The organism is Microbacterium sp. M1A1_1b (assembly GCF_053345565.1).
This window is the reverse complement of record NZ_JBKFAJ010000002.1, coordinates 730,609-750,608: the sequence shown is the minus strand read 5'-3', so window position 1 is coordinate 750,608 and position 20,000 is coordinate 730,609. Positions and strand designations below refer to the sequence as shown.

The window sequence follows — 20,000 nt, the reverse complement described above, 5'->3', positions numbered from 1 at the left end:
TGGGACGCCCCGGCGCCCGCCCCGAACGACTCCTCCCCCGAACCAGCACAGGAGTGCCCATGAACCTCGCCGTCACGCTGATGGTCCGCGACGAAGCGGACGTCATGCCCGCCTGGCTCGACCACCACGTCGCCCAGGGCTTCGACGTGTTCGTGATCACCGACAACGGTTCGGTCGACGGCACCACCGAGATCCTGACCGCCTTCGCCGCCCGCGACGACGTCACCGTGGACCTGCGGCACGACCCGTTGCACCACAAGCAGCAGGGGGTCGTCGTGACCGGCATGGCCCGCGACGCCGCCAACATCCACCACGCCGACTGGGTCGTCAACGCCGACGCCGACGAGTTCATCCTGCCCGTCGACCGGTCGCTGACCGTGCGCCGGGTGTTCGACCAGCTCGACCCGGCGATCGGTGCCTTCACGGTGCCCGTGGTCAACCTGACCGGACGTCTGGCCGAGTCCGGCAGCGGGGTCGAGCGGCTGCACTGGCGGGACGAACGCTCGCTCGACGCGCTGCACGCCGCCGGGCTGCTCGCACCGCCCTCGACGAACGCGGTACACGTCGGCGACCCCGACGTCACCGTCGTGCAGGGCAACCACCAGGTCAGCGTCGCGAACGGCGCCCCGGTGCCCGACGGGCTGCGGCTCGAGGTCCTGCACCTGCCGTGGCGGTCCTGGGCGCAGTACGAACACCGCGTCGAGGTGAGCGGCCGCGCCTACGAGGCGAACCCCGACCTGACGCCGAGCCCGCGCCACCACGGCATGCGCGACTACCGGCGGCTGCACGAGGGCGTCCTGCAGGCGACCTTCGCGCTGCGCTTCGTCACCGACGAGGACGCCGAGGCCGGCCCGTTCACCCGCGACGACGGCATCGCCGAGGTCCTGCGGCGCGCTGGTTCGCCGGTGCTCGACGGTCCGGCCGACCCGCTCGTGCCCGTCGACGACCTTGCACGGCTGCAGGCGCTCGGCCGGGCCGTCGTGACGCGGGACCTGCGCATCGAGGAACTCGAGGACGCGGTCCGCGCCGGCGAGGCCACGGCGGACACGCTGCGCGCCACGGTGCAGTTCGAGCGCGACCGGGCGATGGCCGCGCAGCGCGAGACCGCCGCGCGCGACGCCGAGCTCGCGGCGATGCACGCGCGGCGGGTCGTCCGGCTCGCCGACAAGGTGGGCGAGGTCGCGCGGCGCCTGCGTCGCTGACCTCGCCGCGCGCGGAACGTCTACCGCGCCGCGTGCGCAGCCCGCACGGCGTCGAGCAGCGTCTCCGCCCGGCGTGTGAAGGAGTGTTCCGCGCCGATCCGAGCACCGCGCGCGGCACGGTCGTCCGATGACACGGACTCCCCCGCCCGCACCAGCGCACCGAGGCCCTCCACCGAGTCGTACGTGCGGACCGCCCCGTGGAACAGTTCGTCGACGCCGGGCACCGGGTCCGTGACCACGAGCGCGCCCGAAGCAGCGGCGTCGAACAGCCGGTTCGACAGGAAGCCGTCGCGCGCCATGTCGTCCCAGTGGTCGTTGAGCACCACGCGGGCACTCCGGTACAGGGCCGGCAGCGCGTCGTTCGCCACGAACACGCCCCGGTGGACGCCGTCCGGCAGCAGTCCTTCCCACCCCTCGCCCCACACCGCCAGGTCGACGCCCGCGTCCACCGCGTCGCGGACCACCGGCCGGAAGACCGCGCGCGTCTTGCCGACGAAGGCGGTGTCGAGCCCGGCGTACGCGGGGTCGACCGGGCCCGGGTGGAACCGGGTCGGGTCGGTGGCCTGCAGCAGCGGTGCGACGGGCAGCCCCGTCTGCTCGGCGACCCGGGCAGCCCAGACCGGTCCGGCGGCGAACCGCAGGTCGTACCGGGCGAGCTCGGCTGCGGTCACCAGGTCGGGGTGCGAGATCACCCAGAGCACGTTCACGGCGCCTGGGTGCACCGGGGTGTCGTCGAGCCCGCGCAGCGTCAGGGCGACGTCGTCGAGGTGCTCCGAGAACGGTCGGACGTGCGACTCGCGGTGGTCGACCACCACCTCTTGTCCCAGGCCCCGGAGCGCAGCGGCCAGGTCGCGCGCGAAGAACGTGTCCCCCCAGTCGTCGCCGCGTGGCCCGGGGTGCGCCGCGATGCGGATCGACCACCGCAACCGCTCGCCCCGGTCGCGCAGCGCGAGCCGATCGGCGCCGCGCTCGGCCCGCACGACGGGTTCCCGCAGTGCGACGGGCGCACCGGCGGCGTCGGCCGAGGGCGTGCCCGGGACGAACCCTGCGGCCGCCAGTGCCCGGACGGCCGCGTCGTCCGTGCGCGCACGCCACACGGCCAGGGCCTCGGCAGCGTCGGTGTCGTAGCGCTGCTCGCGCAGGGTCCGCGACCGGTACACGCGGCCGAGGGGCACGACGACGCACCGGCCGCCCGCGGCGTCGGCGGTGTCACGGGTCAGGCGGGCGACCGCGGTGCGGGTGTCGACGGTGCGGATCGGCACGGCCAGTGCATCGGTCCGTGCCGCGAAGCAGGGCTCGTCGGCGGCGAAGACGGCGACCCCCGCCAGCGCCTCGGCGTCCTCCGGCGGGTGCCCACGCAGGAGCGACGCGACCGGCGCCGATCCGCGGACCAGGGCGGCGCCCGCACTGGCGACCACGTCGTCGACGGTCCGGACGACGGCCACGGCGACCGGAGCCTCCTGGTCGGTCGCGGCGACCAGCGCGTCGTACCCGCCCTGCGGCAGGGTCACGGAGGCGTCCTGCACCACCACGACCGCGCTCGCGAGCAGCGGGCGGGCGGCAGCGACCGCGCCGCCCCACGTGGCCGCGACCGTGGGCCGCGCGACGACGTGGTCGGCTCCCCCGGTGACCGCCGGGTAGGTGCTGGTCGGCCCGGCGTGCACGTCGTACGGCGCCACCACCACGATGACGGCACCGGCTGCCCGGGCCGCGGACACCGCGGGCAGGTGCGCGCCGTCGCGGAACGACGACTCGGCGACCGTCACGACGACGTCGAACCCGCCGTCACCGGGGTGCGGCGGGTCCGTCACGAGCGACGTGTCGACCGGGAGGCCCGGGTCGGCTCCGCCCTGCGGCTCCGGTTCCGACAGGGTCGCCTGGACCGCCCCTGGCCGTCCCAGCAGCCGGCCGAGTCGCGACGGCCGCACCATCGTCAGCCGCGCAGCAGGTTCTGCAGGTAGACCCCGTAGCCACCCTTGACGAGCGGTGCTGCGAGGTCGGCGAGCTGCGCGTCGTCGATCCACCCGTTGCGCCAGGCGATCTCCTCGATGCAGCCGATCTTGAAGCCCTGACGGTCCTCGATGACCTTGACGTACTCGGAGGCCTGCATCATCGACTCGAACGTGCCGGTGTCCAGCCACGCGGTGCCACGGTCGAGCACCTGCACGCCGAGCTCGCCCGCGTCCAGGTAGCGCTCGTTGACCGTCGAGATCTCGAGCTCGCCGCGTGCGCTCGGCTCGATGGTCTTGGCGATCTCGATGACCTTGTTGTCGTAGAAGTACAGCCCGGGGACCGCGTAGTTCGACTTCGGCGCGGTCGGCTTCTCCTCGATGGAGACCGCGGTGAAGTCGTCGTCGAACTCCACGACGCCGTACGCCGTCGGGTCGGCCACGTGGTACGCGAAGATCGTCGCGCCCTGCACCCGGGTGTTCTGCTTCAGACTGGTGCCCAGGCCCGTGCCGTGGAAGATGTTGTCGCCGAGCACCAGTGCGACGCTGTCGTCACCGATGAAGTCCTCGCCGATGACGAACGCCTGGGCCAGGCCGTCCGGACTCGGCTGCACGGCGTACTCGATCTGCATGCCGAGGCTGGACCCGTCGCCCAGCAGCGCCTTGAACTGCTCGTTGTACTCCGGCGTCGTGATCACGAGGACCTCGTTGATGCCGGCCATCATGAGCGTCGACAGCGGGTAGTAGACCATCGGCTTGTCGTAGATCGGCATGAGCTGCTTGCTGATGCCCTTGGTGATGGGCCACAGGCGCGTGCCGGAACCGCCGGCCAGGATGATGCCCTTCACTTGCTGCTCCTCAGGGACTCCGTGTAGGCGATGCACTCGTCGTAGGTCGGCAGGAGGCCCTGCTCGGCGGCCTGCACGAGGGTCGGGGCGCTGGTGTCCTTCTCGCTCAGCACCGGCTCGCCGATGCCGTCGGGCAGGACCAGGCCGACCGTCGGGTCGAGGATGCTGATCCCCTTCTCGCGCTGGGGGTCGTAGTGCGCACTGACCAGGTAGTTCACCGTCGACTGGTCCTCGAGCGCGACGATCGCGTGGCCCAGACCCTCGGACAGGTAGACGGCCTTGCGGTCGACGTCGTCGATGCGGACCGAGTCCCACTGCCCGAACGTCGGCGACCCGACGCGGATGTCGATGATGTAGTCGATGAACGCCCCGCGCACGGCGGTGACGTACTTCGCCTGGCTGGGGGCGACGAGCGCGTAGTGGATCCCGCGCGCGACACCGCGCGACGAGATCGACATGTTCACCTGACGGAGGTCGAGGGGGTGTCCGACGGTGGTCTCGAGCACGTCGGCGCGGTAGGCCTCGAGGAAGGCTCCTCGTGCGTCGCCGTGCTGGACGGGGGTGAACTCCCACGCGCCTTGGATCTTCAGTTCGCGGATCTGCACCCGGACACCCTAGCAACCCCGCTCACGGCGGAGACCTCGGTCCGCAGCGCGTCCCGGGAACGCGGGCCGACGGCCACCACGATCGCCACGGCGAGCAGTCCGGCCGAGCCGATCACGTCCAGGGCGAGCCACGGCGCGAGGCCGTGCGGCGCCTGCCATCCGCCACCGCGCCACACGACGTCCCATGGCCCCCCGACCCCCACGGAGTACCGGTGGTAGACCATCACGAACGACGTCACCTGCGCCACGCCCCAGGCGGTCCACAGCACGGCGGTGAGCGGTACCGGTGAGGTCCGGACGGAGGCCGCACGTCCGCCGAGCGCGACGGCGACGAGCACCAGGGCGACCAGGACCGGCAGTCCGTAGCGGCCCTGCCAGACGTACCCGAGCCGGTGCGCGGACGTGGCCTGCAGCAGAGCCGGCAACAGCAGCACCGAGGCCGACAGCAGCGCGACCGGAATCCAGGCCCGTCGGATCGTCACGAGGCCGAGCACGACGGCAGCGCCGATGCCCGCCGTCCACCCGGTGAGGACCGGTCCTGGCGCAACCGAGTCCTGCCATCCGAAGACGCCGATCATCCCCTGACCGTAGGAACCCAGGCTCCAGAGCGCGTGCCAGACCGCAGCACGGATGCCCGGGCGGGCGGGGTCCGACGAGGGGATGTACCCGCCGGGCACCGCCACGGCCACGGTCCACACCAGCGCTGGGACCACCAGCACCGCAGCCACGATCGCCGCGCGCCAGACCGTCCGCGTACCGGCGACCGCGAGCAGACGCGCCCAGGGCACGGTGCAGCACAGCGCGACGAGGACGATGACCACGAAGAGCGGTGAGGTCGTCCTGGCGCTCGCGGTCAGGACGACCGCGACGGCGAACAGCACCACCTCACTCGTGGCGGGTCGTCGTCGCCCGTGCAGGATCGACCAGCCGAGCGCCGTGACGGCCGCGGTGCCGCTGACCTCGAGGCCGCTGGCGTTGACGACCGCACCCAGGTACAGCACCATCGGCGTCGTCGCGATCGCCGCACCGATCACGAGCGGCCGCGAACGGTCGGACCGTGCCGCGACCCAGAACACGATCGCGAGCAGGAACGTGCTGAGCAACGCCGACGTCGCGCGCATCGCGAAGAACGAGTGCGCGCCGTGCAGCACCAGGGACGGCCAGCCGACCAGCGCGTAGTACAGCGGGTCGTAGGAGCCGACACCGGAACGGACCACGTGCGCCGCGCGGGACAGGCTGTCTGCCGACGGCGCGCACGCCGCCCACTGGTTCGGGTTCCCGGCGAAGCACGTCATCGCGCCGCCGACATCACCGACGTCGGCGGGGACCCGGAACGTCGTGACGCCCGCGCTGGAGGTCGGAGCGCCGTCGAGCTGGCCGCGGACCACGCCGGCGGCCTTCGCCACGTGCCCGCTCTCGTCCGGGCCGGAGGACAGCGGACTCGCGACGACCCAGGCCATGGCGACGACGAAGAGCGCCGCCCAGGCCCCCAGGAAGACCAGCGTCGACCGGGCGGCGAGCCGGCGGCGGAGGCCGACCCGTCCCCGGACGGCGAGCGAGGACCTGGTCATCCCCAGAACGGTGTGACGGACTGGTAGAAGTGCAGGTCGATCGTCACGATCGCCGCGACGAGGGACACGGCCGCCACCGCGAACACGACGACCCGCACCCCTCGCGTGGACACCAGGCGTCCGCCGATGAACAGCAGCATCACCGCCGGGACGACCGGCAGGAAGTACCGGCCCTGCAGGCCCTGCAGCCACTGGCCACGGTCCTCGGTGTAGTAGACGTACAGCGCCAGGCAGACACCGGCGACGACGATGGTGATGGCGACCACGACGACGACCCGCCAGAGGACGCCGGACCGCAGGCGTGCGACGGCGCCCCGCTCGTGCCGCTCGACGACGAGCATGGACAGCACCAACGTGATGACCAACAGGATCACGAAGGCCATCGGCAGGGGGGCGCGCAGCCACGAGAAGGACCCGAACACGCCGCGCCAGATCTCGCCCTTCTGCGTGGTGAGCCCGGTCGGGTAGTCGAGGACGATCGACCGGAACACGGCCTTGACGAAGACGAGCGGGTGGTCGAGCAGGAACGCGCGCTGCTGGTCCGGGTGGTTCAGCGGGTTGACACCCTGCGTCACCCACGAGGTCGCGCGCAACCAGCCGAGCGTCACGCCCGCTGCGATCGCGATGACGGCCCCGGCGCCGACCAGGTGCCACAGCCGACGAGCCGCCGGGTTGAGGACGGGGATGACGGCAGCCACCACGGCGATGGGCGCGTAGGTCGGTTTGACGAGCGCCACGGCGACGAACAGCACCCCGAGCAGCACCCATCGCCACCAGGTCGGTGCGCCTTCGCGCAGGGCCCACCGCAGCGCCAGCGCCGTCGCCAGGAAGCACAGCGCGATCGTGACGCCGTCGGCACTGAAGGACGCTGCCTGCCCGACGACCGACGGCAGCAGACCGACCGCGAAGAACGCCAGCCGTCCGACCGGGGTGAGCCGGGCTGCGGCGAGCAGCAGGCCGGCGACCGCGAGGAGCCCGAGGGCACGGCCGAGTTCGAGCTGGGCGAGCACACCGAGGCCCAGCGCCTCGCCGACACGGAGCGCCACCGCCTGCGGCACGTACGCGACCGGGGGGTACTGCACCGTGTTCGTGAAGGTCTGCCATCCCGTCGTCCCGTCCTCGTGGAGCGCGGCGAGCGCCGACCAGTCCAGGTCGCGGAAGGAGGTCTCGTCGTCGAACCCGCGGGTGAAGTGGGACTCGGAGAAGAGCTTCGGCCACGCCGTGGGGATGTACCCGCCCGGGTCGCCGTCGTGGATGCCCTCGATGCCCTTCGCCTCCTGCGCGACGAGCCCACCGTGTGCCACCTGGTAGGCGCGGTAGACGTGGGCGGGCTCATCCGGGTTCAGCCCCGGCGGGGTCACCGCGATGAACGTGGCGCCGCCGAGCACGAAGAGCAACAGGAACGCGATGTACTGCCAGAGCGCGCCGGGTCCGGTGAACCCGCTGCGGACCGGAGTGCGTCGTCGGGGGTCGTCGACACGGTGCGCGGTCGTGGGTGTCTCGGCACCGAGGGGGATGGTCGGGCTCGTCGCGGGCGTCGACTCCGTCGCCGGCACCGGGTGCGAGGACGTCTCCCCGGGGGTCGCGGTCGTCGACGCCATCGGCGTGGGTGCGGTGTCGGACAACGGTTCTCCTCTGTCGGGCGGCGCGCAGGCAGCGCGGTCGGGCAACCCGGACGACGATACCGGCTGCGCGCCTCAGATCCCGAGCGCCACTCGCCACTGCGGCTCGGCGCCGTCGACGACGACGCGTTCGGCGAGCACGTGCTCCCGAGCGCGCGCCACCAGGGCGTCGGCGTCGCGGAAGGCCGTGCGGAGCGCACGCCGCCACGACTCCGGATCGTCGGCCGCCAGCAGACCGCCGACAGCGTCCACCCCGGCGTAGGACGGCCGGTCCGATCCGACGAAGGGCAGTCCGAGCATCGTGTACTCCAGGAACTTCAGGTCGCTCTTGGCGTCGTTGAACCGGTCGTCGGTCAACGGGGCGACGCCCGCCGACCAGCGGCGCGTGTGCTGCCGCAGGAACGCGACGAAGTCCGGGTAGTGCGTCCCGCCCTCGGGCACCGGCAGGCGGTCGTACCACCCGTCGTCATCGGAGGTGACCCCGACGACCTCGAGCCGCACCGGTCGGCCGTCGTCGTCGACGAAACCGTCGAACACCGGCCGCAGCAGGTCGAGGTCGCCACCGTGCGTGGCCGTCCCCATGTAGAGGACCCGCCGAGGGCCGTCCGTGTCGGGCCGGACCGGCTCCGTCGACCACAGGCCGGGCTGCACGGCGTTCGGGACGACGACGGATGCGATGCCCTCGGCCGCCAGGACCTCCTGCAGCGCGGTGGTGGAGACCACGACGGCGTCCGCGGACCGGACGAGCCGGTCGACCGACGCGAGCCGCTGCGGGTCGTACTCGGCCCGCGCGAGCCGGGCACGGGCCTCCTGGGAGAAGAAGTCGTCGTCGACCTCGGCCACGATGCGGGTGCCCTCGGACCGGGCGCGGGCGAAGGCCGCGTCGAGGGCGGCCACCGGGAACGCGTCCCGTTGGACCAGGACGGCGTCGAGGTGCGCGGTGTCGGTGCCGTCTGCCCAGCGGACCGGGTCGACCTGGGCGACGCGGGCGGCGCCCGAGGCGGCCAGCGCCGACATCCGACCGGTCACGCGGATGTGGGCGGACGCCGGGTGGACACCGCCTGCGCCGTGCACCACGAACCCGATCAACGGGGTCGGCGGCGGCGTGGGCGCGGTGGGACGGGCATCCCGTCCGAGCAGGCGAGCGAGACGGGAACGCATGGTCGACACCGCGTCATCCTGCCACGGCATCCCCCTTCGGGATGATCTCGCATAGGGTGTCGGTGGCCATGTGACCACCAGGGACGACCATGACGCTGCGCAGCCGCCCACCCGAGACAGAACGAGACCGCAGAACTCCGTGAAGCTCTTCATCCAGATCCCGTGCCTGAACGAGGAGCAGACGCTCCCGTCCGTGCTCGAGTCCATCCCGACCGTGATCGACGGCGTCGACGAGATCGAGATCCTCGTCATCGACGACGGATCGACCGACCGCACCGTCGAGGTGGCCCGTGCCCACGGGGTCCGGCACGTCGTCCGACACACGACGAACATGGGACTCGCCCGGTCGTTCCGGGACGGCGTCGACTACGCCCTGCTGCACGGTGCGGACATCGTCGTGAACACCGACGGGGACAACCAGTACCCGCAGGCGCAGATCGCCGACCTCGTCCAGCCGATCGTGCACGGCGACGCGGAGATCGTCATCGGCGACCGGCAGACCCGCACGATCGAGCACTTCTCCGGCTTCAAGAAGGTCATGCAGCGGTTCGGCTCCTGGGTCGCCAGCCGTGCCGCGGGGCTCGACCTGCCCGACGCGGCCAGTGGGTTCCGTGCCTACTCGAAGTACTCGCTGATCCGACTCAACATCGTGACGCGCTTCAGCTACTGCATGGAGACCATCGTGCAGGCCGGCTACAAGCGGCTGGCCATCGCGAGCATCCCGATCACCACGAACGCGAAGACCCGCGAGTCCCGGCTCTTCAAGAACATCTGGCAGCACATGTTCCAGTCCGGATCCGCGATCGCGCGCGTCTACCTGATGTACCGACCGATGGCCCTGTTCGCCGGGGTGAGTGCGGTCTTCGGGGCGGCGGGGCTCATCCCCTTCGTGCGGTACCTGGTGCTGCTGTGGACGGACAGCGGCGGCAACCACCTGCAGTCGCTGATCCTCGGCGTCACCCTCGTGATCGCCGCCCTGCTCTCCATCACGATCGGTGTGGTGGCGGACCTGACCCGGCTGAACCGCACGCTGGCCGAGGAACAGCTCGACCTGCAGAAGCTCCAGCGGTACGGTGACTGACCGGCCGGCCGTCGGGCGCCGCGAACGTCTCGCGGTCGCGTCGCTGACGGTCGTCTTCGTGCTCGTCCTGCTGCTGTACGCGGTCGTCACGAAGCCGTACGACGCTGCTGACGAGATGGCGCACTTCGACGCCGTGATGCAGCTGGCCCTCGGCAACGGGTGGGGAACGCCCGGGACCGTGCACGTCCTCGACGCCGTGCGGGCCAGCGTGACGTCGCCCTCGGCGGCGACCGCGACCTGGGGCGACCTGCTGCGGGCCTACCCGGGCGCGTCGGACCCGGCGGTCGATCAGATGACCCAGCACCCGCCGACCTACTACCTCGTCGCCGCGGGCTTCCTGCACCTGATCAGGTTCCGCGACCTGCTGTGGTCGGACGCGTTCCTGGCCGTCCGCTTGCTCGACGTCGCGATCGTCGCCGCACTGCCGGTGATCGCCTGGGCCACCGTCCGCCGGCTCACCCGGTCCGCACGCGGCGGGGTGGTGGCCGCAGCGGCGGTGCTCCTCGTGCCGCAGATCGCCGTGGTGGGCAGCGTCGTGACGAACGACGCACCCGTCCTGCTGCTGGCCGGCCTGGTGACCCTGGTCACCGTCCGCGTCCTCACCGGGGACGACCGACGGCGCACGCTCGTGCTCCTCGTCCTGCTGCTCGGCGCGCTCGTCTGGGTGAAGGGGACCGGCCTGCCGGCGGTGCCGTTCGTCCTCGTCGCGGTGTTCGTCGCCGGCCGCCGTGTCAGCTGGCGGCGCGCGCTGGTCCGCACGGTCGCGGTCGGCGCCGGGACCGCTCTCGTCGGTGCGTGGTGGTGGCTGCGGAACATCGTCGTCTTCGGGCGTCTGCAGCCCGACGGGTTCGTCGGGCGCACGGACCAGTCGTTCCCGAAGGGACAGGGGCCCGACCTGGCCGAGTTCGTCCAGGTGAGCTGGGACACGATCACCCGGACCTTCTGGGGCAGCAGCGGCCACAACGCCGGTCACGCGGTGTCGCCGGTGCTGAGCGACGTCGCCACCGTGCTGACCGTCGTCGTCCTGGTGGCCTACGCCTTCCGACGTGGACGCACCCTCGTGCCGGCCGTCGTCCTGGCGGTGTTCCCGCTCCTGCTCATCCTGCTGCAGACCGCGACGACCTGGTCCTCGTACCTGCGGACCACCGGCGTGAACGGCACGCAGGGCCGGTACTACTTCCCCGCACTCATCGCACTCATCGCACTCAGTGCGCTCGCCTGGCGGCGCCTGCCGCGGACCGACGCCGGACGCGGGCGACTCGCGTCCGGCCTGGTGGTCACGTCCCTCGTCGTCGCCGCGTACGGCGTCTGGTTCCAGTGGCGTGTGAGCTGGGAAGGCGGGACCATCCTGGTCACCAGGGGCGGCATGGACGCCTACGCCGACGCGGGTCCGGTGCCCGGTGCCGTCGTCCTGGTGCTCGTCGTGCTGCTGGCCGTCGGAGCCGTCGTCGCGGGCGGACTCGCCCTGCGGGTGACCGGCGGGACCGCGACCACGTGCCCGCCCGACACGCCCGCGCCGTCGACGTCGACATCGGCCTCGACGTCGGCAGCCGCGTCGACAGCGGCGTCGGCGTCGTCCGGCACGTCCCACTCGGAGGCCCCCCGGTGAGCGCCGCGACGACCCGCCGTCCCGTCGACGTCCGCCGCGCCACCGTGCTGCTGCTCGTCGTCACCACGCTCCTCTGGGTGGCGCTCCTGACGCTCTGGGCACTGGTCACCCCGCTGTTCGGAGCACCGGGAGAGACCGACACCGTCGACGCGGTGTTCCGGACCGCTCTCGGCGCCGGCTGGCCGCCGCCCGGTTCCATGCACGCGCTGGCCGCCAGCCGCTGGGTCATCGACAACCCCGGCGACCGGTCGACCTTCGCAGCCGTCCTGGCAGCGCACCCGGGCGAGACGTCGATCGTGAACCCGCTGTCGCAGAACCCGCAGACCTGGTTCCTCGCCGCCGGCGCGGTCCTGCGCGTCCTGCACTTCGAGACGCTGCGGTGGGACCTCGCCGTCCTCGCGCTCCGGCTCGTGGACGTGGTCCTGCTGGCCCCGGTCCCCGTGCTCGTCTGGGCGATCGCCCGTCGGTTGTCCGGCATCCGGCTGCTCGCTGCCATCGCACCGGTCCTGATGCTCGCGATCCCCAAGGCGGCGCAGTTCGGTGCGGCAGTCACGATCTGGACCGCCGTCGTCCTGCTCGCGACCGTCGCCGTCTGGCTCGCGGCACGGGTGCTCACCGGCGACCGCTCGTGGTGGGCGTCGATCGGGCTGGCACTGGTGGCTGGGGCTGCGGCGACCCTCAACGCGATGGGCCTGGTGCTCCTCGGCTTCGCCCTCGTCGTGCTCGTGGTCGCGCGACGTCCCCGTGCTCGCCGGCTGGTCGACACGGCCGTCGCCGTCGTCGTCGACCTGGTCGTCGTGCTCGCGCTGTGGCGGTCCCTGCGCTCGGGGTGGGTGCCGGACGGCGCGCCGGCCCCGGCGACTCCCCCGGCCGACGTCCCGGGCGGGCTGAACATCGGGACCTTCCTCGACGTCCAGTGGCGTGGCGGCATCGGGTCCTTCTGGGGCTCGCTCGGACTCGAGACGTACGGGCTCACCCCGCCGCTCGTCACCGGCCTGTCCGCGACCGCGCTCGGGCTCCTCGTCTGGGCTGCGCTGCGCCGGGACCGAGCACTCCGACCCACCTGGACCGTGCTGGTCTGGCCAGCGTCGGTCGTGGTGGCGACGCTCGTCTACGCGTGGCGGAACGCCGTCGCCGACGGGCAGATCGCGACGTCGAACGGCAGCGTGCTGCTCGTGGCAGCGCCGGTGCTCGCCGCTGCGTTCGCGGTGGTGACCGCCAGCGTCTGGCCCGCACGACGGACCCGGCGGCGCGCCGCGGTGGTGGGGACCATCGGGTCCGTGCTGATCGCCGGGTACGGCCTGGCGGTCGGTGTCGCCGGCGCCTACCAGGGCGGACGGCTCACGCCCACCACTGCCGGCCTGCACGCCCTCGCCGCCGCGACACCGCTCGGCATCCGCCCCGTCGCGGCCGTCGGCCTGGTCGTGGTCGTGGCGGCGGTCGCGCTCGTCACACTCGTCGTCCTCGCGACCCGCCCCGCCCACCAGTCCGAGGACACCGTCACCGGCACCGCCGCCGATGCTGGTCCGGCTGCCGATCCGGACGCGGGTGCGGCCGGCGAGACCGACGCCGATCCCGGGCACGTGGCGGCCCAGACCACCGACGACCCCGCGGACGGCGCCCCGCTAGACTCTCCGCCGACCGTGGAACCGACCAGAAGGAACAACGCGTGAAGATCCTCGTCACCGGAGGGGCCGGTTTCATCGGCTCGAACTTCGTCCGCCGCACCCTGCAGGACGCCTACCCCGGCCTCGAAGGCGCCGACGTCGTGGTGTACGACGCGCTGACCTACTCGGGCAACCTCGAGAACCTGGCGCCCGTCGCGGACTCGCCGCGCTACTCGTTCGTGCAGGGCGACATCACCGACGCCGCGAAGCTCGACGAGGTCGTGCCGGGCATCGACGCAATCGTGCACTTCGCCGCCGAGTCCCACGTCGACCGCTCGGTCCGCGACTCCGGCATCTTCGTCGAGACCAACGTCGTCGGCACGCAGCGTCTGCTCGACGCGGCGCTCCGGCACGGCACCGAGCGCTTCGTGCACGTCTCCACGGACGAGGTCTACGGCTCCATCAGCGAGGGCTCGTGGGCCGAGGACCGTCCGCTCGAGCCGAACTCGCCGTACTCGGCGTCGAAGGCCGGCAGCGACCTGCTCGCCCGCAGCTACCACCGCACGCACGGGTTGAACCTGTCGATCACACGCTGCTCGAACAACTACGGGCCGTACCACTTCCCCGAGAAGGTCATCCCGCTCTTCGTCACGAACCTGATCGACGACCGGCACGTCCCGCTCTACGGCGAGGGCAACAACATCCGCGACTGGCTGCACGTCGACGACCACACCCGTGGCATCGCGATGGTGCTCACCAGGGGCCGCGCGGGCGAGATCTACAACATCGGCGGCGGCACCGAGCTCACCAACAAGGAGCTCACCGAGATGCTGCTCGAGGCGACCGGCAAGGACTGGTCGTACGTCGACCGCGTCGCCGACCGTCTGGGGCACGACCTGCGCTACTCCGTCGACATCTCCAAGATCCAGGCCGAGCTCGGCTACGAGCCCCAGGTGCCGTTCGACCAGGGCCTGGCCGACGTCGTGCAGTGGTACCGCGACAACCGTGCCTGGTGGGAGCCCCTCAAGGAGCGCGCGGCGCTCGCCTGAGCCGGACGCACACCATGACCCGCTACCTGATCACCGGCGCTGCCGGCATGCTCGGCCAGGACCTCCAGCAGGCCCTCGCCGGGCGTGACGTCACCGCGCGCTCCCGCGCCGACCTCGACATCACCGACCCGGACGCCGTCGCTGCGGCGGTCGCCGGACACGACGTCGTCATCAACGCCGCCGCCTACACCAAGGTCGACGACGCCGAGTCCCACGAGGACGACGCGTACGCCGTGAACGCCCGCGGCCCCGAGGTGCTCGCGACCGCCGCGGTCGCTGCCGGTGCGAAGCTCGTGCATGTGTCGACCGACTACGTGTTCGACGGCAACGGCACATCGCCGTACGCCGAGGACGAGCCGACCGACCCGATCGGCGCCTACGGTCGCACCAAGGCCGCCGGCGAAGCCGCTGTTCGCCGGATCGCACCGGACTCGTCGTACATCGTCCGCGCCGCCTGGCTCTACGGGGCCGGTGGCCCGAACTTCGCGAAGACCATGATCCGGCTCGCCGGCTCGCACGACACCGTCAGCGTCGTCACCGACCAGGTCGGCCAGCCGACGTGGACCGGCGACCTGGCACGGCAGATCGTCGCGATGCTCGACGCCGACGCACCGGCCGGCATCTACCACGGCACGAACGCCGGCCAGGGGTCGTGGCTCGACTTCACGAAGGCGATCTTCGCCGAGGTCGGACTCGACCCCGAGCGGGTGCTGCCGACCGACAGCTCGGCGTTCGTCCGACCGGCACCCCGACCGGCCTACAGCGTCCTGGGGCACGACGGCTGGGCACGCGCGGGCGTCCCCCCGATGCGCGACTGGCGCGAAGCCCTGCACGCCGCTGCCCGGGCTGGGGTCCTCGCCGCGTGACGGCGTCCACCGCACTCGTCGTCGGGGGCGGCGGCTTCCTCGGTCGCGCCGTCGTCCGCGCACTCGTGGCCGCGGGCACCGACGTGGTCGTCCCCCGCGTCCGCTGGTCGGTGACCGCGGACGCGGCAGCCGACCTCGTCGACGCGATCCGGTCGATGCGTGCGGGCGGCCGCCCGTGGTCCCTGGTGTGGTGCGCCGGCACCGGCATCGTGGCGACCGGCGCCGACGCGTTCGCCGCCGAGGCCGAGCTCCTCGAGCGGGTGCTCGACCCGGTGGCCACCGCACCCGCGGCAGCCGGCGCCCCGGGCGCCGTGTTCTTCGCGTCCTCCGCCGGGGCTGCCTACGCGGGGTCCATCGGTGTCCCGTTCGACGAGACGAGCGAGCCGCGCCCGCTGGCGCCCTACGGGTCCAGCCGGCTGCTGGCCGAGCAGCGGTTCCGTGACTGGGCCGAGGCCGTCGGTGCCCGTGCGCTGATCGGCCGCATCGCCAACCTCTACGGGCCCGGCGCGAACCTGGGCAAGCCGCAGGGACTGGTCTCACAACTCGCGCTCGCCCACGTCGAAGGTCGCCCGTCCTCGCTGTACGTCCCGCTCGACACCACCCGCGACTACCTGTTCATCGACGATGCCGCCGCGATGGTCGTCGACGCCCTGGACCGCGTGCGTGCGGAGCCCGGCGCACCGGTCACCAAGATCTTCGCGTCGCAGCAGGGCCGCACCATCCGCGAGGTCCTCGACGCCGTCGGGGCCGCCGTCGGCGAGGACCTCGACGTCCGCTCGGGCGAGGACCCCTCCGCGTCGGCCCAGGGCCGGGACCTGCGGTTCCGGTCGGTCGTGCTGCCGGAGGTCGACGACCGCCTCCTGACGCCGTTCGACGCGGGCGTGCGACGTACCGTCGACGACGTCCGACGCACCGTCGACGTCCAACGCACCGTCGACGACGTCCGACACGCTGCCCGAGCCGACGGCCACCCGCCTGCCGGACCCGTGCCGCCGCACCGAGGAGACCTGTCACGATGACCCGCACCGAACCCCGCTGGGCACGGACCACCGCCTGGATCGCACGGCACCCGTGGGCCGGCGTCACCGTCTGGGCCGCCGTGGTGTTCATGCTGGCGGCCTCCGTCGCCCGTGCGTTCACCTACCCCCCGCTGAACGGCGGTGACGAGCCCGCACACCTCGACTACGTCATCAGCGTGTGGCACCTGCACCTGCCGGTGTTCGAGAAGGGCATCACGTACCACGCCCCCTTCGGCGAGACGACGCCCGTGCAGTGGGTCTCCCAGCACCCGCCCCTGTACTACCTGGTGCTCGCGCCCGTCGTCGGCCCGCTCTTCGACGGCGGTCACCCGCTCGTCGCGGTCATCGCCGGACGCCTGATGAGCGGCCTGATGGCCGGCGGTGTCGTCGTGGCGTCCGCCTGGGCGGCCTGGCGGTGCTTCCCGGGATCACGTCGACTCCCCGGTGCGGTCGCGGTCGTGACCGCCTTCGCGGGCATGGTCATCCAGCAGGGCGGTTCGATCTACAACGACATCCTGTTCGTGCTGCTCCTGGTGCTGGCCTGCGGCGTCGCGGGCGCGGCGATCCGCACCGGCATGGGGCCCGGTCTCGCCGTCGCCTCGGCGGTCGTCGGCGCCGCGGGCATGACGACCCGTCTGTCCTTCGCGCTGTGGCTGGTCGCGCTGGTCGTCGCCACCGTGCTCGCCCGTCGGGTGCAGCTCTGGGGGCTCGGTGGCGTGTGGGCGAGGATCGTCGCCGCGGCCGCCCCCGTCGTCGCGGCGGGGGCTGCGTCGGGCTGGTTCTACCTGCACAACAAGGCGACGTCGGGCAACTTCAGTGGCCGGCACGCCGAGTGGGGCATCGAGAACATGGGCCGTGTCGTCCGCCCCGTGCGCGAGGTCGCACTCGACGGCGGCTTCTGGACCGGCCTGTTCGGCATCTACCGCGGCGTGCTCCCCCCGAGCACCCCGGTGCAGTGGGTGCTCATGATCCTGCCGATGCTGCTCGCAGCGGTCGTCGGCGTGGTCGTGCTCATCCGACGTCGCCGCTCCCCCGCCGTCGGCCGCGCCGCCGCACGGTCCCGGCGTCGCGACCGCCTGTCCACCTGGCTGATCGTGGCGATGTTCGTCGTCGTCTCGGCCCTGCTGACGGTGATCGAGATCGACTACGTGCACGGCGGCGGCGCGGCGAACACCCGCTACGCCCTGACGATCCTGCCGGTGATCACGATCGCGATGGCAGCGGGACTGACCGGCTTCCGCCGTGCCTCCGGCGCGCTCGTCCTGCTCTGGGTGGCCGTGTCGTTCGTGCCGTACCTGTCCCTGGTCGACCTGCACGTGGCGGGGATCGTCCCGCATGCCGCTCGCGTGGTGCAGCTGATGTTCGCCGTCTCGGTCCTCGCCGCGGTCGGCTGCGTCGTCGGTGCCTTCGTCGACCAGCGCCACCGGGAACCGGCCGCGCTGCCCGCCGGACCGCGGGCCTTCCGCCACACCCCGCCGGCGTCCGCGGTCGATCAGGAGGCGCGGGCCTCGGCCAACAGCGTTCGGTAGCGGTCGGCCACGGCGTCCACGGTGTGCGCTGCCGCCGTCCGCGCGGCCGCCGCCCCGAGGGACGCGGCCCACTCCGGGTCGCCCAGCAGTCGGTCCACGGCGGCTGCCAGGGCGTCGGCGTCCCCGGGCGTCACGAGCAGCCCGTTGACGCCGTCCTCGATGACGTCGACGATGCCGGGGACCGCGGACGCGACGATCGCGCACCCCGCGCTCATGGCCTCCAGGAGCGCCACGGGCAGTCCGTCACGGTCGCCGTTCGCTGCGGGGACGGACGGGTAGAGCGCGACGGCGGCACGGGCGTACTCCGCGGCCAGGGCGTCCTTGCCCTGCGCACCCACGAAGGAGACCTCGGCTCCGGCGCGACGTTCGAGGTCCGCCCGGAGCGGCCCGTCCCCCACCACGACGACCGTCGCCGGGCGCTCGGCCATCCGGTCGAGGGCATCGATCAGGACGACGGCGCCCTTCTTCTCGACGAGCCGTCCGACGAAGAGCACCCGCCCTGCGACCCGGTCCTCGCGTGCCACCGCGGCGGTGATCGGTGCCAGGTCCACCCCCATCGGGACGACGTGGACCTGGTCGGCGCGGGCACCGAGCGCGCCGAGCTCGCGGGCCATGTCCGTGCTCATGCACGTCACCGACGATGCGTTCCGCACGACAGCGCGCTTGACGGCCTGGAGGACCGGGTGCCGCAGCGCGTACAGGTCACCACCCAGCGTGGTCACGACGCGGGGCAGCCTGCCCAGAACGAGCCGGCCGACGGCACCCTGCGGGATGATCCAGTGCAGCAGTGCGACGTCGGGACGCGACCGGCGCCGTTCGCGAACGAGCGCGGCGGCCATGGCCGCGAAGAAGGACGGGACCTGCAGCCACCGCGCGGGCTCCGCCCGCAGGTTGTCCACGATCGCACCGTCGGCCAGGTCGCGCCAGCGCGCCGGGAAGTACCCGTACCGGCGGACCTCGACGTCACCGATGCGCTGGTGTGCCGCTGCACCGCGGGTCATCGGTGCCACGACGACCACGCGGTACTCGTCGGAGAGCGCCAGTGCCAGGTCGAGCACGAACCCCGGGGTCCCGTCGCCCGGCTCGGCCGGGAACGTCGACGCGGCGACGAGCAGGGTCGGACGGACGGCGGAGTCGGATTGCATGCAGCGCGCTCGCTTAGAGTTGTCGGTCGATGGACGCACGACAGCCTACGGGGTCCCAGGCGGCACAGCCCGGACCGACGACCACACCCGCCGCGGACGGCACGCCCGCCCGCCGTGGCCGCCGCGCGCGCGTCCTGACGGCGGTCAAGTGGGCCGCTGCCGTGGTCGCCGTCGGTCTGCTCGTGCTCGGCATCGCGCGGCAGTGGGACGCGATCATCGCGGACTTCGCCCGGTTGGACGTGCTCACCGTCGTCGTCGGCCTCGTCGCCACGGTCGCGGCCCTGGTGGCGAACATGCTGTCCTGGCGCGCGATGATGGCGGCCACCGGTTTCCGGGTGCGACTCGCGGCGGCGGCGTCGATCTTCTTCGTGGGGCAGCTCGGCAAGTACATCCCCGGCGGCGTGTGGTCGATCGCCGCACAGGCCGAACTCGGGCGGGCCCACGGTCTCGCGCGGACGGGCAGCGCGGTCGCCTCGCTCGCCTCGATGCTCGTGAGCATGGTGACGGCGGCACTGGTCGGCATCGTGGCGCTGCTGGCTTCGGCGAGCGACGGTCTGGCGCACTACTGGTGGCTGGTCGTCGTCGTCGCGATCGGTCTGGTCGCGCTCACGCCGCCGGTGCTCGGTCGTCTCATCGCCCTGGCACTCCGGCTGCTCCGGCGCCCTCCCGAAGCGGTCGCGCTCACCTGGACCGGCACCGCTGCGTCGATGGCGTGGTCGGTGGTGATGTGGCTGCTGTACGGCATCCAGGCGACGTTCGTGCTGCACGCGTTCGGTGCGGACTCGCCGTCGGTGTTCGCGGTGTCGACCGGCGCCTACGCGGTGGCGTGGCTGGTGGGCTTCCTGGTCGTCGTCGCCCCCGCCGGGCTCGGGGCACGCGAGGGCGTCCTCGTGCTGCTGCTGGCGAGCGTCGCATCGCCCTCCGGGGGTGCAGCCCTGGCGCTGGCGGTGGTGAGCCGGGTGTTCATGACGATCGGCGACGTGCTGCTCGCCGGGGTGGGGTCCGCGCTGGCGGTCCGGCACCGCAGGGCCGTCGCACGGTCCGCGGCGACGTCGCCCGGTGCACACGACCGCCACTGATACCCTCGCTGTCGACCTTCCCGGGGACGTCCCCGCCCGAACCCTCGAGGAGCCCCAC

16 protein-coding genes are annotated in these 20,000 nt (G+C 72.7%); 9 read left to right on the top strand and 7 right to left on the bottom strand.

Going from position 1 to position 20,000, the window contains the following annotated elements:
* Positions 1-59 precede the first annotated feature (59 nt).
* Complete coding sequence (locus ACLBWP_RS08225; protein WP_447654788.1) at positions 60-1,202, top strand: glycosyltransferase family 2 protein; 1,143 nt, start codon at positions 60-62, stop codon at positions 1,200-1,202.
* Between the two features lie 20 nt (positions 1,203-1,222).
* Here ACLBWP_RS08225 and ACLBWP_RS08220 read toward each other — a convergent pair whose 3' ends face one another.
* The 6 genes from ACLBWP_RS08220 to ACLBWP_RS08195 form a co-directional block, all read right to left on the bottom strand.
* Complete coding sequence (locus ACLBWP_RS08220; protein ID WP_447654787.1) at positions 1,223-3,013, bottom strand: glycosyltransferase family protein; 1,791 nt, start codon at positions 3,011-3,013, stop codon at positions 1,223-1,225.
* A gap of 122 nt (positions 3,014-3,135) precedes the next feature.
* Positions 3,136-3,999: a glucose-1-phosphate thymidylyltransferase RfbA gene (rfbA, locus tag ACLBWP_RS08215; RefSeq protein WP_243561565.1), complete on the bottom strand. Its 864-nt coding sequence runs from the start codon at positions 3,997-3,999 to the stop codon at positions 3,136-3,138.
* A complete protein-coding gene (locus ACLBWP_RS08210; protein WP_243561566.1) occupies positions 3,996-4,604 on the bottom strand; it encodes a dTDP-4-dehydrorhamnose 3,5-epimerase family protein in 609 nt (202 codons plus the stop codon). The genes rfbA and ACLBWP_RS08210 overlap by 4 nt, the downstream gene beginning before the upstream one ends.
* Positions 4,586-6,175, bottom strand: coding sequence for a DUF2142 domain-containing protein (locus tag ACLBWP_RS08205; RefSeq protein WP_447654786.1), 1,590 nt, complete (start codon positions 6,173-6,175; stop codon positions 4,586-4,588). Before ACLBWP_RS08205 ends, ACLBWP_RS08210 begins: the two co-directional genes overlap by 19 nt.
* Positions 6,172-7,800 carry a DUF2142 domain-containing protein gene (locus ACLBWP_RS08200; RefSeq protein WP_447654785.1) on the bottom strand — a complete coding sequence of 543 codons (1,629 nt, stop codon included), beginning with the start codon at positions 7,798-7,800 and terminating at the stop codon, positions 6,172-6,174. Before ACLBWP_RS08200 ends, ACLBWP_RS08205 begins: the two co-directional genes overlap by 4 nt.
* A 72-nt stretch (positions 7,801-7,872) precedes the next feature.
* Positions 7,873-8,967, bottom strand: a complete 1,095-nt coding sequence (locus ACLBWP_RS08195) for a hypothetical protein (RefSeq protein ID WP_447654784.1) — start codon at positions 8,965-8,967, stop codon at positions 7,873-7,875.
* Between the two features lie 130 nt (positions 8,968-9,097).
* On the opposite strand from ACLBWP_RS08195, the gene ACLBWP_RS08190 reads away from it, so the two are divergent.
* From ACLBWP_RS08190 to ACLBWP_RS08160, 7 genes are read left to right on the top strand one after another with little or no spacing between them, the layout of a single operon-like run.
* Positions 9,098-10,039, top strand: a complete 942-nt coding sequence (locus ACLBWP_RS08190; RefSeq protein ID WP_243561570.1) for a glycosyltransferase family 2 protein — start codon at positions 9,098-9,100, stop codon at positions 10,037-10,039.
* Positions 10,032-11,648, top strand: coding sequence for a glycosyltransferase family 39 protein (locus tag ACLBWP_RS08185; protein WP_447654783.1), 1,617 nt, complete (start codon positions 10,032-10,034; stop codon positions 11,646-11,648). Before ACLBWP_RS08190 ends, ACLBWP_RS08185 begins: the two co-directional genes overlap by 8 nt.
* The gene (locus tag ACLBWP_RS08180) at positions 11,534-13,321 is read left to right on the top strand and encodes a hypothetical protein (protein ID WP_447654782.1); all 1,788 of its coding nucleotides are present in this window, start codon (positions 11,534-11,536) and stop codon (positions 13,319-13,321) included. The genes ACLBWP_RS08185 and ACLBWP_RS08180 overlap by 115 nt, the downstream gene beginning before the upstream one ends.
* Positions 13,318-14,304 carry a dTDP-glucose 4,6-dehydratase gene (gene rfbB / locus ACLBWP_RS08175; protein ID WP_447654781.1) on the top strand — a complete coding sequence of 329 codons (987 nt, stop codon included), beginning with the start codon at positions 13,318-13,320 and terminating at the stop codon, positions 14,302-14,304. Before ACLBWP_RS08180 ends, rfbB begins: the two co-directional genes overlap by 4 nt.
* Before the next feature lie 14 nt (positions 14,305-14,318).
* The gene (gene rfbD, locus ACLBWP_RS08170) at positions 14,319-15,170 is read left to right on the top strand and encodes a dTDP-4-dehydrorhamnose reductase (RefSeq protein ID WP_447654780.1); all 852 of its coding nucleotides are present in this window, start codon (positions 14,319-14,321) and stop codon (positions 15,168-15,170) included.
* Positions 15,167-16,189: an NAD-dependent epimerase/dehydratase family protein gene (locus ACLBWP_RS08165; protein WP_447654779.1), complete on the top strand. Its 1,023-nt coding sequence runs from the start codon at positions 15,167-15,169 to the stop codon at positions 16,187-16,189. Before rfbD ends, ACLBWP_RS08165 begins: the two co-directional genes overlap by 4 nt.
* On the top strand, positions 16,186-17,718 hold the full coding sequence (locus tag ACLBWP_RS08160) for a hypothetical protein (RefSeq protein ID WP_447654778.1): 1,533 nt from the start codon (positions 16,186-16,188) through the stop codon (positions 17,716-17,718). Before ACLBWP_RS08165 ends, ACLBWP_RS08160 begins: the two co-directional genes overlap by 4 nt.
* On the opposite strand, the gene ACLBWP_RS08155 is transcribed toward ACLBWP_RS08160, so the two are convergent.
* Positions 17,682-18,863: a glycosyltransferase gene (locus tag ACLBWP_RS08155; RefSeq protein ID WP_447654777.1), complete on the bottom strand. Its 1,182-nt coding sequence runs from the start codon at positions 18,861-18,863 to the stop codon at positions 17,682-17,684. The two genes, ACLBWP_RS08160 and ACLBWP_RS08155, sit on opposite strands and share 37 nt — an antisense overlap.
* A 29-nt stretch (positions 18,864-18,892) precedes the next feature.
* Here ACLBWP_RS08155 and ACLBWP_RS08150 point away from each other — a divergent pair, with 29 nt between their 5' ends.
* Positions 18,893-19,942 carry a lysylphosphatidylglycerol synthase transmembrane domain-containing protein gene (locus ACLBWP_RS08150; RefSeq protein ID WP_447654776.1) on the top strand — a complete coding sequence of 350 codons (1,050 nt, stop codon included), beginning with the start codon at positions 18,893-18,895 and terminating at the stop codon, positions 19,940-19,942.
* Positions 19,943-20,000: the final 58 nt, after the last annotated feature.